At 69.1% G+C, this 12,725-nt stretch carries 14 protein-coding genes; 6 read left to right on the top strand and 8 right to left on the bottom strand.

The features are described 5' to 3' along the window. On the bottom strand, nt 1-1,080 hold a 1,080-nt coding region (locus tag JWQ91_RS08445; RefSeq protein WP_297782423.1), incomplete at its 3' end, for a fatty acid desaturase. Between the two features lie 16 nt (nt 1,081-1,096). Beyond that, a complete protein-coding gene (locus JWQ91_RS08440; RefSeq protein WP_297782421.1) occupies nt 1,097-2,185 on the bottom strand; it encodes an FAD-binding oxidoreductase in 1,089 nt (362 codons plus the stop codon). Nucleotides 2,186-2,325: 140 nt separating this feature from the next. On the opposite strand from JWQ91_RS08440, the gene JWQ91_RS08435 reads away from it, so the two are divergent. Next, a complete protein-coding gene (locus JWQ91_RS08435) occupies nt 2,326-2,958 on the top strand; it encodes a TetR family transcriptional regulator (RefSeq protein ID WP_297782419.1) in 633 nt (210 codons plus the stop codon). Between the two features lie 7 nt (nt 2,959-2,965). Here JWQ91_RS08435 and JWQ91_RS08430 read toward each other — a convergent pair whose 3' ends face one another. Next, entirely contained in the window at nt 2,966-3,379 is a 414-nt protein-coding gene (locus JWQ91_RS08430) for an SRPBCC family protein (protein ID WP_297782417.1), read from the bottom strand. A gap of 153 nt (nt 3,380-3,532) precedes the next feature. On the opposite strand from JWQ91_RS08430, the gene JWQ91_RS08425 reads away from it, so the two are divergent. Continuing rightward, nucleotides 3,533-4,453, top strand: a complete 921-nt coding sequence (locus JWQ91_RS08425; protein ID WP_297782416.1) for an NAD-dependent epimerase/dehydratase family protein — start codon at nt 3,533-3,535, stop codon at nt 4,451-4,453. 2 nt (nt 4,454-4,455) lie between these two features. Here the strand turns inward: JWQ91_RS08425 and JWQ91_RS08420 are convergent, their stop codons facing one another. Continuing rightward, nucleotides 4,456-5,106 (bottom strand): GNAT family N-acetyltransferase, encoded by a 651-nt coding sequence (locus tag JWQ91_RS08420; protein WP_297782415.1) that lies wholly within the window; start codon nt 5,104-5,106, stop codon nt 4,456-4,458. A 117-nt stretch (nt 5,107-5,223) separates the two neighbouring features. Between JWQ91_RS08420 and JWQ91_RS08415 the strand changes: the two genes are divergently transcribed. Continuing rightward, a complete protein-coding gene (locus tag JWQ91_RS08415) occupies nt 5,224-5,586 on the top strand; it encodes an STAS domain-containing protein (protein WP_297782414.1) in 363 nt (120 codons plus the stop codon). A gap of 194 nt (nt 5,587-5,780) precedes the next feature. Further along, nucleotides 5,781-6,122, top strand: coding sequence for a DUF1801 domain-containing protein (locus JWQ91_RS08410; RefSeq protein WP_297782413.1), 342 nt, complete (start codon nt 5,781-5,783; stop codon nt 6,120-6,122). A gap of 2 nt (nt 6,123-6,124) precedes the next feature. Here the strand turns inward: JWQ91_RS08410 and JWQ91_RS08405 are convergent, their stop codons facing one another. Together JWQ91_RS08405 and JWQ91_RS08400 are read right to left on the bottom strand one after the other, a co-directional pair. Further along, a complete protein-coding gene (locus JWQ91_RS08405) occupies nt 6,125-6,898 on the bottom strand; it encodes a DUF427 domain-containing protein (RefSeq protein ID WP_297782427.1) in 774 nt (257 codons plus the stop codon). A gap of 2 nt (nt 6,899-6,900) precedes the next feature. Continuing rightward, nucleotides 6,901-8,769 (bottom strand): glycoside hydrolase family 15 protein, encoded by a 1,869-nt coding sequence (locus tag JWQ91_RS08400; protein WP_297782412.1) that lies wholly within the window; start codon nt 8,767-8,769, stop codon nt 6,901-6,903. A gap of 140 nt (nt 8,770-8,909) precedes the next feature. On the opposite strand from JWQ91_RS08400, the gene JWQ91_RS08395 reads away from it, so the two are divergent. Next, complete coding sequence (locus tag JWQ91_RS08395; RefSeq protein WP_297782411.1) at nt 8,910-10,322, top strand: MFS transporter; 1,413 nt, start codon at nt 8,910-8,912, stop codon at nt 10,320-10,322. Here JWQ91_RS08395 and JWQ91_RS08390 read toward each other — a convergent pair. Beyond that, nucleotides 10,319-10,543: a hypothetical protein gene (locus JWQ91_RS08390; protein WP_297782410.1), complete on the bottom strand. Its 225-nt coding sequence runs from the start codon at nt 10,541-10,543 to the stop codon at nt 10,319-10,321. The two genes, JWQ91_RS08395 and JWQ91_RS08390, sit on opposite strands and share 4 nt — an antisense overlap. Before the next feature lie 127 nt (nt 10,544-10,670). Between JWQ91_RS08390 and JWQ91_RS08385 the strand changes: the two genes are divergently transcribed. Then, nucleotides 10,671-11,114, top strand: coding sequence for an ester cyclase (locus tag JWQ91_RS08385; RefSeq protein WP_297782409.1), 444 nt, complete (start codon nt 10,671-10,673; stop codon nt 11,112-11,114). Between the two features lie 139 nt (nt 11,115-11,253). Here the strand turns inward: JWQ91_RS08385 and JWQ91_RS08380 are convergent. Further along, the coding region (locus JWQ91_RS08380) for a peptide chain release factor 3 (RefSeq protein ID WP_366521363.1) at nt 11,254-12,725 on the bottom strand (1,472 nt) is incomplete at its 5' end.

Below are 12,725 nucleotides of genomic sequence, written 5' to 3'. Positions count from 1 at the left end.
ACGGGCCGGGATGTCGGGGAACAGGTGGTGCTCGATCTGGTAGCTCAGGTTGCCGGTCAGGACGTGGAACGGCGTGTGGCCCTTGATGTTCGCCGAGCCGAGCAGCTGGCGGAGGTACCACTGGCCGCGGGTCTCGTTCTGCGCGTCCTCCTCGGCGAACGTCTGGACGTCGGCGGGGAAGTGGCCGCAGAAGATGATGAGGAAGGACCAGACGTTGCGGATGACGTTGGCGACGATGTTGGCACCGAGGATGGCCACGGGGGCCCACCAGCCGACGAACGGCACGAGCGCCAGGCCGAGGAGCGGCCACGCGACGTAGTCCTTGAAGACCTGCTTGCGGATCTTCTTCAGCGCGCGCTTCTTGCGGCCCTGGAAGTCCTCCTTGGTGATCTTGCCCTGGAGGTACTGGTCGAGCTCGACACCGTGGTACATGATGCCCCACTCGAAGACGAGCATCAGGACGAACGCCAGCGGCAGGTTGAACCGGTGGCTGGCGTACCACGGCTGGTCCTCGTCGATGCGGAACATGTTGTAGCCGATGTCCCGGTCCATGCCGTGGATGTTGGTGTAGGTGTGGTGGATGTAGTTGTGGCCGTGCTTCCAGTCCTGCGCCGGCGCGATGTTGTCCCACTCGTAGCGGGCGCCGTCGATCATCGGGTCGTTCATCCAGTCGTACTGGCCGTGCATGACGTTGTGGCCGATCTCCATGTTGTCGAGGATCTTGGCGACCGCGAGCAGCACGATGCCGGCGACGAACGCGGGCCAGAAGAACGGCATGAAGACGCCGATGCGGCCCAGCACCTCAGCGGCCTTGTGCAGGCGGATGATGCGGCGGATGTAGTCAGCGTCCTTCTGGCCGAGGTCGTCGAGCACCCGCTGGCGGACCGTGTCGAGCTCACGACCGAACTCGTCGAGCTGCTCGTACGTCATGTAGTCCAGGCCGATCGTCGCCGGCGTCTCCGACAACGGGTTGATCAGCGTCAGGGGCGCGGCGTTGTGCCGGCTCGCGCTGCGGGGCTTGATCGGCGCGTTCTTGTTCTTCTTCAATGTGCGGGCGATGGCGGTCGTGAGTGCGGCCACGGGTGATCTCCTTGGCTCAGAGGGCGACGTTGACGTCGCCGATGGGGACCTGGACACAGATCTTGATGGTCTCGTCGGTGCTGGCACTGACCTCGCCGCTGACGACGTGGCGGACGGCGCCGCTGTTCTTCTTGATGGCGCAGGTGTTGCACACGCCCATGCGGCAGCCGAAGTCGGGCTTCAGTCCGGCGGTCTCGGCCTGCTCGAGGATCGTGGCGCCGGAGTTGAACGCCTCCATCTTCGAGTCGTCGAACGACAGCATGCCGGTGGCGTCGGCCGCATCGAGGTCCACCGAAGGGACCTTGAAGTACTCCATGCGGAGCTGGTCGGCGGCGCCGAGCTCGGCGTAGGTGTCGCGGACTCCCGCGATCAGCCCGGCCGGCCCGCAGGCGAAGGTCAGCGTGCCGGCGGGGTCGACGCCGAGGTGCTTGAGGTGGTCGACGATGAACCGTCCCGCCAGCGCGGCGCCCGGCTCGGGCTGGCGCGTGTAGACCCGGACCACCCGGAAGTCGGTGGTCGCGGCGATCTCGTCGAGCTCGGACGTGAACATCTCGTCCTCGCGCGACCGCGCGTAGTGAAGGAAGGTCACCTGGCCGCTGTGGCGCGTGTCGCGCAGGGTGCGCAGCATCGACATCACCGGGGTGATGCCCGAGCCGCCGCTGACCAGCAGCAGGGACGCGGGGACTTCGCGGGGCAGGACGAACTCGCCCTCGGCCTGCGAGAGGTAGACGATCGTGCCCGGCTCGAGCTCCTGATGCAGGAACTGCGACACGTAGCCGTCGGGATGGGCCTTGACCGAGACGCTGAAGGTGCCCTTCTTGGCGGCCTTGGAGCTCGAGACGGAGAAGACACGGACGCGACGCTTGCCGTTGACCTCGACGCCGAACTGGACGTGCTGGCCGGGGACGAATCCCTTCCAGGCGCCGTTGGGGCGCATCACGACGGTGCTGGCGGCGCCGGTCTCACGGCGGACCTCCACGACGCGGGCGCGAACGTTCTCGGCGGCCAGCATGGGGTGGATCTGCTCGAGGTAGTGGTCAACGGTGAACGGGGAGGTCAGGGAGGCGACGGGCTTGGACGTGAGTGCCTTGCGAATGATGCCCACCGGAACCTCCTCACGGTTGAGTGAACGTGCGTACACTCAAATACTGCCCGATGCGTGCGCTGCGTGCAACCGGCACGCCGCGTGACCTGTCCCACGATGCGTACACGCGTGCACTGAAAGGTAGGCACTAGGCTGTCGTCATGACCGAGTCCGCCCAGACCGCCTCGCGTCAGGCGCAGAAGGAGCGCACGCGGCAGCTGATCCTCGACGCCGCGTTGGAGCTCAGCCAGACGCAGGGTTTCGCGCAGATCAGCCTCCGACAGGTGGCTCGTCACGCCGGGATCGTGCCGACGGCGTTCTACCGGCACTTCGACTCCATGGACGAGCTCGGGCTCGCGCTGGTCGAGCAGTCCTTCTCGACGCTGCGGCGGATGATCCGCGAGGCGCAGCGCGATCCCAAGGTCTTCGACAACATCATCGACGCGGCGGCCCAGGTCCTGGTCGAGACGGTCAAGCAGAGCAAGGCCCACTTCGCCTTCGTCGCCCGTGAGCGGGTGGGGGGCTCCGAGGCGGTGCGGCGGGCGATCCAGCACGAGCTGGACCTGTTCGTCAGCGAGCTGGCCGTGGTGCTGGCCCGACTGCCCAACATCGAGACCTGGTCGTCCGACGACGTCCAGATGGTGTCACGGCTGTTCGTCCGCAACATGGTCTCGAACGCCGAGGAGGTCGTGGACATGCCAGACCACCGCCCCGACCTCGAGGAGAGGATCAAGGAGGGCGCTCGCCGTCAGATGCGCCTGATCGTGATCGGCTTCCACGACTGGAAGAGCTGAGCGAAGCTCAGTTGCTGTTGGCGACCTGGCGGGCGCCGAAGGTGTCCTGCGCCGCGGTGGCCAGGTTGTCGAGCGCCTGGGAGAAGACGTCGTCGCCGAGGGTGTCCTCGAGCGTCGCGAGCTGCGTGGGGTCCGCGGTGAACTCGGCGAACCACGTGACGTACGACGTGGAGTCGCTGGCCGACTCGACCAGGATCGTGGCGCGGTGGTCCTTGATCGCGAACGGTGGGTCGGGCATGTGGTACGAGAGGGTCATGCCCTCCTCATCGCGCTCCACGATCGAGACCACGAGCTCCGCGGAGGCTTCGGGGCCGCCGGTGTAGATGCGGAGCTTGGGGTGCCACTCGGCGAAGTCGTCGGCGAGCGACCAGACGACGTCGGCCGGTGCGGCGACGAACGTACGGCGTGAGATGCGGGGCATGTGAGTCCTTGCGGGATGCTGAACAGGTCTCCCCCCATTGAACCCCGCGGAACCGCCCCACGTCGCGTCGGAAGCGTGAGGTATTTCTCACCTCGCCGCCGGAGCGTGCGATGCTCGACGTGAGCAGCGTTCGCCCCGTGGGAAGGATCAGCCATGTCCGACCGCCACCTCGTGATCGGAGCCGGCCCAGTCGGCCGGCACGTCGCCGGGCTGCTCGCCGACCGTGGGTCGCAGGTCGTCGTCGCGACCCGCTCCGGCACCGACACCGCGATCCCCGGCGTGACTCACGTGCGCCTGGACGCCTCCGACGCCGAGGCCCTGTCGGTGACCGCAGAGGGCGTCGCGGTGCTCTACAACTGTGCCAACCCGACCGACTACAGGTCGTGGGAGGAGGTCTGGCCGCCGTTGGCGGCGGCGATGCTGACGGCGGCCGAGCGCACCGGTGCGGTGTACGCGATCACCGGCAACCTCTATCCGTACGGTCCCGTCGACGGTCCGATGCACGAAGGCCTGCCCGACGCGGCGAAGGACCACAAGGGCATCCTGCGCGCGCGGATGTGGGCCGAGGCGAAGGCCGCGCACGCCGCCGGGCGTCTGCGCGCGGTCGAGGTCCGCGGCTCGGACTACATGGGGGCGGGCGTGGGCCCCAACGGTCACGTGACGCGTCAGGTCCCCGGCCTGCTGAGGGGCAGGCGCGCCTGGGTCATCGGTCGCAAGGACCTGCCGCACACGTTCACCGACGTCCGCGACGCCGCCCGGCTGCTGGTGGCCGCCGCCGAGGACGAGTCGTCGCACGGCCGGGTCTGGCACGTGCCGAGCAACCCTCCGCGGACCCAGGAGCAGGCGCTGACGGATGTCATGGCCGCGGTCGGCCGGCCGGCGCCGAAGGTCTCGGCGATCCCCGGGCCGGTGTTCGCGACCCTGGCGCCGATCGTGTCGATCGTCCGCGAGCTGCACCAGCTGTCCTACCAGTGGACTCGGCCGTACGTCCTCGACGACAGCGCCGCCCGGGCCCACTTCGCGATGGCGCCGACGCCGTGGGACGAGGTCTGCCGCCGCTCCGCCGAGCCGTGAGGTCAGTCGGCGCCCATCAGCGACAGCATCTCGAGCGCGGGGTCCCAGCCGAGCGAGCGGTAGAGCGCCCGGCCCGGTGCCGACGCGGCGAGCACACCGCGATCAGCGCCCCGCCCCATCGCCTGCACCGTGAGGCTCGCCATGACGTGGCGACCGAGGCCCCGGCGCTGGAACCGTGGCGTCGTCTCGACCGCGTCGAAGGTCGCGACGGGTCCGAGCACGCCGACCGTGCCCTCGGCGGCCACCGCGTCCCCACACTCCACGGTGTAGGTCACGACGTTGCCGTCGACGTCCCAGCGGAAGGTGAAGTCGTCCTCGAGCGGAGGGACCGGCTCGTCCCGCAGCATCGTCGTCATGAGGGTCTCGTCGTCGCGGTCGACCCGCACGCCGGGCGGCAGGCGGGAGATCCGGTAGGGCCCGACGTCGTCGGCGAGGACCGTGAGCATGCCCCGCGGATCGCCGGCGATGGAAGCCATCAGGCGGCGGAACGCGTCGACGCCGGGGTCGACGCACACCAGCTCGGTCTCACGCGTCCGTGACCCGACGTGGACGAGCGGCCAGCCGTCCAGCTCCGCAGCGGTGAGGCCCCGGACGTGCATCCAGGTGTCGAGCCACTCGGCGGTCATCCGGTGCGCGGGGGTCTCGAGGGACATGGGTCAATCATGGCAGCCCGGTCTCGCTATGATCGGGAGCGGTAATGAAGCTGCCACGCGGGGGGCCTACGACGCCTCCCTCATCACAGGAACCTTTGCGTGTGGAGTGGACCGACCATGACCGACTCGATGGACGTGAATGTCCGGCACGACGACCGTTTCACCGTCATCGAGGTGATCGGCGAGATCGACATCGAGTCGGCCCCGCGACTGCGGGAGATCGTCACCGAGGTCACCGACGGCGGCGCTGACCGCCTGGTCTTCGACCTGTCACGAGTGACCTTCGTCGACTCGATCGGTCTCGGCGTCTTCATCCTGGTCCGCAAGAAGATGCTCCTGCGCCGCCGCACTGTCGGCATCGTCGCCCCGACCCGGAGGGTCGTCGCGATCTTCCGGATCGCGGGCCTGGAGCAGCTGTTCCGGGTCCGTCCGACGCTCGCCGCGGTGCTGGCCGACGAGGACCCCGCCGAGCCCGCGTAGGCGCGCACCAACGGCACGGGGCAAAGAAGTGTCCCCGCGCCGTTGGTGCGGCCGGGGACGTCGAGCCCGGTGCCGCTAGATAGGGCGGTCCGGAACTGGTCCGAGCCTACCCCGCCGGAGACTCGCAGCCGTCATCGCGTCCGGGCCCGAGGAAGGGGCTGCCTTCGCCGCCGGCAATGAGTAGGGTCGGCATCATGAGCGCGGATTGGCGGACCCAGACGGTCGAGAAGGTGCGTTCGCTCGTGGTGCTGGCGGAGCCGGCCATCGTCGAGGAGGCCAAGTGGCGCAAGGCGACGAACCCTGACGGCGTGCCGACGTTCTCGTCCTCCGGTCTGGTCTGCACGCTCGAGACCTACAAGGACAAGGTCAAGGTGACCTTCGCCAAGGGCGCGTCGCTGCCGGACCCCGTCGGCCTGTTCAACGCGAGCCTCGATGCCGGCACCCGTCGGGCGATCGACATCCGTGAGGACGACTCGCTCGACGAGGGCGCGTTCGTGGACCTGATCCGCGAGGCGGTCGACCTCAACCGGTCCTGAGGTCAGATCGTCGGCCGGTGCTCCTTGGCGCTGAACGGCGAGGTCGGTCGCGGCTGGGGCGCACCGTCGACCGTGATGTCGACGAGCTCGTTGTAGAACGCCACCCGGCCCGCGACCTTCTCGACGGCGGGTAGCGGAGCGGAGTAGGACCAGGCGATGTCGACGGCGTCGGGGTTGCCCGTGACGCTCCAGTACTGGTCGGCGATGCCCTTGTACGGGCAGTGGCTTCGGTTGCTGCTCGGCGTCAGTGCCTCGAGGTTCACGTCCTCACGGGGCAGGTAGTACCGCGTCGGCAGGCTGGTCTCGAGGAGGAGGATCGGCCGGGCGCTGTCCGCCAGCGTGAGGTCGCCCAGGCGCAGGACGACGTGCCGGCTGCTGGCCAGGGTCTCGACCCGCTTGTAGGGGTCCCGGGGGTGACCGGCCACCTGCTCGTCCTCCTCCAGCCATCGGTCCAGGAGCCCGGGCTGCCAGCTCAGGACCAGCCGGTCGCTGAGCTCGGGGGCGTCCCGCACCCAGGCGGCGTGCGGGGCGGTGCGTCGGCCGACCGTGACGTCGTACCACTGCGAGACCGGGCCCTTGGGCAGGAAGAAGGACGGCTTCTGCGGCGGCTCGCCGTGCGACTCGGTCAGCAGGTCGGTCCGCACGTCGCTGTGGGCGAACGCGTAGGAGGGGACCGGGAAGTCCTCCTCCCAGAACAGGAGCGGGTCCCGGCTCTCCACGATCGCGACGCCATCGAAGTACGCCCGGACCCACTTGTCGATGCGCTCGGTCCGCATGGTCACGTCACCCTCATGGGCCTCTCGAGATGCGGTGCCGGCTGCGTGTCGAGCAGGTGGTCGAGCGTCAGGGCCGCGTCGATCAGGGCGAGGTGGGTGAACGCCTGCGGGAAGTTGCCGATCTGCTCGCCCGTCGGGGCGATCTCCTCGGAGTACAGCCCGAGGTGGTTGGCGTACGTCAGCATCTTCTCGAACGTGAGACGGGCCTTCTCCAGCTGGCCCGCCCGGGCCAGGGACTCGACGTAGGCGAACGTGCACAGCGAGAACGTGCCCTCGGAGCCGCGGAGGCCGTCGGGTGACGCCTCGGGGTTGTAGCGGTAGACGAGGCTGTCGGTGACGAGCTCCTCGTCCATCGCCGCCAGGGTGGACAGCCATCGGGGGTCCGTGGGGGAGATGAACTCGGTGGTCGCCATCCGCAGCAGCGCGGAGTCGAGGACGTCGGTGTCGTAGTGCTGCACGAACGCCTGCCGCTGCGGGTGCCAGCCGCGCTCCATGACCTGCGTGTAGATGGCGTCCCGCTCGGCCCGCCACCGCTCGAGGGGGGCGGGACGTCCGTTGTCGAGCGCCAGCCGGATGCCCCGGTCCAGGGCCACCCAGCTCATGACCCGGCCGTACGTGAAGTCCTTCCGCCCGCCACGGGTCTCCCAGATGCCCTCCTCGGGCTGGTTCCAGTTGTCGGTCACCCAGTCGAGCAGGCTGCCCAGGCCCAGCCAGCCTTCATGGCCGATCTCGAGCCCGTGCTGGTCGGCGAAGTAGAGGCTGTCCATCGCCTCGCCGTAGATGTCGAGCTGCAGCTGGTCAGCCGCGCCGTTGCCGATGTGCACCGGGCCTGAGCCGCGATAACCCTCCCAGTGGTCGAGGACCTCCTCGCTGAGGTCGCTGGAGCCGTCGATGCGATACATGATGTTGAGCGGTCCGCTCGCGCCGTGCCGCTGCTCCTGGACCCGGTCGCGCAGCCACCGCCCGAGTGCGGCGGCCTCGTCGGTGAAGCCCAGGCCGAGCAGGGAGTAGACCGAGAACGACGCGTCCCGCACCCAGGTGTAGCGGTAGTCCCAGTTGCGTTCGCCTCCGATCTGCTCCGGGAGCGACGCTGTGGGTGCCGCGACCAGGCCGCCGCTGGGGGCGTACGTCATGAGCTTGAGCGTGATCGCGGACCGCTGCACGGTCTCCCGCCAGCGGCCCCGGTACGTCGACCCGTCCAGCCAGGTGCGCCAGTACGTCGTCGCGGCCTCGAACATCTCCCAGACCTCGGCGGGCCTGATCTCGCGGGGGCGCTCGGTGCTGCCGGCGGCGAGGACCAGGCCGCGCATCTCCCCGTCGGTGAGCGTGATCTCCGCGTGCACGTCGCCCGCGTCGCTGACGTGTGCGGCGGCCAGCCGTTCGTCGTCGGGCTCGCGGACCAGGTGGACCGTCAGGCGGCCGGCGTCACTGGTGAAGGCGATGCCGGAGTCGGTGACCTGCACCTCGTGCCGCGCCCGCCCGTAGTCGAACCGCGGAGCGATGTCGACAGCGAAGGTCATGGTCCCGCGCACGCATCGGACCATCCGGACGATCCAGTGCTCGTCGGTGGCCGTGGTCGGGTCGTTGACCGGCATGAAGTCCACGACCTCCCCGACCCCGTCCTCGGTGAGGAAGCGGGTCACGAGAGCCGCGGTGTCCGGGATGTAGAGCTGCTTGCGGGTGACCTCCGGAGCGGTCGGACGGATCCGGCAGTGCCCTCCGCGCTCGTGGTCGAGCAGGCACCCGAAGATGCTGGGCGAGTCGAAGCGCGGCGAGCAGAACCAGTCGATCGTCCCGTCGGTCGACACGAGGGCGGCGGTCTGCAGGTCTCCGACGAGGCCGTGGTCGGAGATGAGCGGGTAGGCGGACATCGGCACTCCTTGGTGGGCGTGTGGGGGACCCAGATTGCTGCCGGGACATCGGTCGGGCATCACCTGCCGCGGGTGACGCGCACCCCGGACGGACCGGCACGCTGGTGGTGGGGCCCGGCACCCAGGACAGGAGCCACTGCATGGTCGACACACCGCCGCCGTCCGCCGCGTCGAGGAGCGCGATGCGCCGTGTGCTCGCCCCGCTCGCGCTGGCCCAGTTCATCTGCAGCTTCGCCGGCTCGAACATGAACGTCATGATCAACGACATCAGCAAGGACCTCGACACGACGGTGCACGGCGTCCAGGTCTCGATCACGCTGTTCCTGCTGGTGATGGCGGCGCTGATGATCCCCGGCGGGAAGCTGAGCGACAAGTACGGTCGCAAGCGGTGCTTCCTCGTCGGCCTCGTGATCTACGGGGTCGGCGCCGTGCTGAGCGCGCTCGCCCCGGGTCTGGGGGTGCTGATCCTTGGCAACTCGATCCTGGAGGGCGTCGGCACCGCCCTGCTCATCCCGCCGGTCTACATCCTGACCACGATGCTGTTCGCCGACCTGGGGTCGCGGGCCCGCGCCTTCGGGGTCATCAGCGCGCTGGGCGGCATCGGCGCCGCGGCCGGACCACTCATCGGTGGCCTGATCACGTCGGCGGTGAGCTGGCGGGCGGCGTTCGCGTTCCAGGCCCTGATGATCGTGATCATCGTGCTTCTCGGGCGCAAGATCGACGACCCGCTGCCGGCCGATCCCGGCCGGTCGTTCGACACCCGGGGCGCCGTCCTGTCCGCCGTCGGCCTCGTCCTCGTGGTCCTCGGCATCCTGGCCACGGACGACAACGTCTGGCTGATGCTCGTCCTGGTCGTGCTGGGTGCCCTGGTCCTGGTCGGGTTCTTCCTGACCGCCCGGGCCAAGGAGCGTGCCGGCGGCGAGCCGCTGCTGTCGCCGAGCCTGTTCCGCAACCGGACCTCCAACCTGGGGATGGTGACCCAGAACGCGCAGTGGCTGCTCCTCAGCGGCATCTCGTTCGTGGTCTCGGCGTATCTGCAGGTGGTCCGCGGGTACGGCGCGATCGAGACCGGGGGCATCTTCACCGCCACGACGCTGGGGTTGATGACCGCCTCGCTGGCCGCCGAGCGACTGGTGCGGCACGTCGCACAGCGCAACCTCATCCTGGCCGGCTTCACGGTCACGACCGGCGGCATCGTGGTGCTGCTGGCCATGGTCAGCGACGAGTCAGGGGTGTGGAGCTTCGTGCCGGGTCTCCTGATCATCGGGCTGGGCCTCGGCGCGATGCTCACCCCGTCGGTCAACATCGTGCAGTCCGCCTTCCCGGAGACCCAGCAGGGCGAGATCTCGGGCCTGTCGCGCAGCGTCTCAAACCTCGGCTCGTCGCTCGGCACCGCGGTCGCAGGCACGATCCTGGTCGCCAACATCACGACCACGCCGCAGCGGTCCTACGCCCTGGCGCTCGTGGTGCTGGCGGTCATCGGGCTGGCCGGGCTCGTCGCGGCCGCGTTCCTGCCGAACGACAAGCCTCGACATGCCTCACATCGTCACTAGGGCCGGCGGCGGACCTGTCGCGCGGCGAGCCACGTCGAGAAGCGACCCGAGGCTGTGGCCAGGTAGCGACCGAGGTCCGCCTCCAGCCGCGCGATCTCCTCTCGCAGGCCGAACATCTCGTAGTCGGTCCGCCGTTCGGGCAGGCATTGGTGCTCCGGCAGGCCGTGCCGATCGACCGACGCTCCGCACGTGGGACACGGCATGAACCGGGACTTGAACATCTGGGCCACCTCACTTCTGCACAGAAACGGTACTCCTTCGTGCGATCGATCCGTGTGGTCCGTTGACCCTCACCGGCCTCGGCACTAGCGTTTTCGGTGGTGGGCAGGTGCCAGAGCGGAGGCTCAGATGGCAGACAACGCAGACCTCGCACGCAGGATTCACGAGGCATGGAACGAGCGGAACTTCGACGAGATCGCCGAAGCCACAGCACTCGACGCAACCATCACGATCGTCGGCTCGGGGGACACGTTCCGGGGCATCGACGGCGCACGTGCGTTCAGCACGATGTGGGCCGACGGGTTCCCGGACGGGGAGGTGACCGTCGACCGCGTGGTCGAGTCGGGCGACTGTGTGGTGGTGGAGTACACCGGCCATGGCACCCACACGGGGACCCTGATGACCAGCATGGGTCAGTTCCCGGCAACCGGGAGGTCCCTGACCCTGGAGCTCTGTGACGTCCTGGAGTTCAAGGACGGCAAGGTCCAGAGCCAACGGACCTACTTCGACACCGGATCGATGATGGCGCAGCTCGGCCTGATGGCCGGGCAGGCGACATCCCAGAACAAGTAGTTATCTCGAAACTATCGGCGCCGGCCCATCGACGGGTCGGCTGCGTCCGGGTGTGGACGCGGCCACTCCCTGCCTCGGGCCTGGTCGCCGGTGTGCTGGCCGCGAGCTCGGCGGACCTGGCGCAGGAACCGCTGAGCGCTCAGCTGCCGCCGGCCGGCAGCTCGTCCAGCCGGACGTCGGGGTGTTCCCGGGCTGCGTTGTTGGCCCGCCACTTGTCGATGAAGAGCGCCAGGTAGGTGCCGTCCGTGCGCTGCAGGACCTCGGCGCCGCGGACGCCGCGCAGCTCCAGCGCGCCGTCGGCATCCGTGAGGCGAGCCACCTGGTAGTCCAGTCGGGTGAGGCGGATCGGCGAGTTGAACTCGTGCGTCATGCGTTCCTCGACTACCTCGAACTGCAGCGGCCCGACCGCCGCGAGGACGGGGCTCTGGTCGCCGCGCAGGTCCGATCGCAGGACCTGCACGACACCTTCCTGGTCGAGCTGCTCGATGCCGCGACGGAACTGCTTGTAGCGGCCGATGTCGCGGGCGGTCGCGGTCATGAAGTGCTCGGGGGCGAAGCTCGGCACGGGGGGATAGTCGATCGGCTTGCCGTCGAACACCGTGTCACCGACCCGCAGCGCCTGCGCGTTGACGAAGCCGATGATGTCGCCGGGGGAGGCGTGCTCGACCGCACTGGTCTCGCGGCCGAAGAGCGACTGGGCGTACTTCGTCGCGAACGGCCGACCGGTCGAGGCGTGGGTCACGATCATCCCGCGCTCGAACGTTCCGGACACCACACGGGCGTACGCCATCCGGTCGCGGTGGGAGCTGTTCATCCCGGACTGCACCTTGAAGACGAACGCGCTGAAGTCGTCCTCGACGTGGCGGACCGACCCGTCGACCCCGGAGGTCGCGCTCGGGGCGGGGGCGAGGTCGAGCAGCAGGTCGAGCAGCTGGGCCACCCCGAAGTTCTGCAGCGCCGAGGCGAACATGACCGGCGTCGTCTCGCCGGCGAGGAACCGCTCCTGGTCGTGGTCGGCCCCGTCGAGCTCGAGGAGCTCGTGCTCGTCGACCGCGGCGGACCACGCCGCGGCGTCGACCTCCTCGACGTCGGAGGCCCCCATGCGGCGCTCGGGTGCGCGGGTGGCACCGCCGGCGGTGCGTGTGTACTTCACGAACTCGCCGGTGCGGCGATCCAGGACGCCCCGGAAGTCGCCGGCCTCACCAACCGGCCAGGTCAGGGGAGTCGGGCGCAGCTTGATCTGCTTCTCGATCTCGTCCATCAGGCCCAGCGGCGACAGGCCCACGCGGTCCCACTTGTTGATGACCGTGATCACCGGGATGCCGCGCAGCGCACACACCTTGAAGAGCTTGAGGGTCTGCGGCTCGAGCCCCTTGCCGGCGTCGACCAGCATCACGGCCGAGTCGACCGCCGACAGGACGCGGTAGGTGTCCTCCGAGAAGTCGCTGTGACCAGGCGTGTCGACGAGGTTGATCACGTGGTCACGGTAGACGAACTGCAGCGCCGCGGACGTGATGGAGATGCCGCGGGCCTTCTCCATCGCCATCCAGTCCGAGACCGTGGCGCGCCGGTCGCCCTTGCCGTGCACGGCACCGGCCTCGGTGATGACCC

The sequence above is a fragment of the Aeromicrobium sp. genome, assembly GCF_025965075.1.
Classification (GTDB): domain Bacteria; phylum Actinomycetota; class Actinomycetes; order Propionibacteriales; family Nocardioidaceae; genus Aeromicrobium.
The sequence above is the reverse complement of the archived record's forward strand: the minus strand, read 5'-3'. Positions and strand labels throughout refer to the sequence as shown.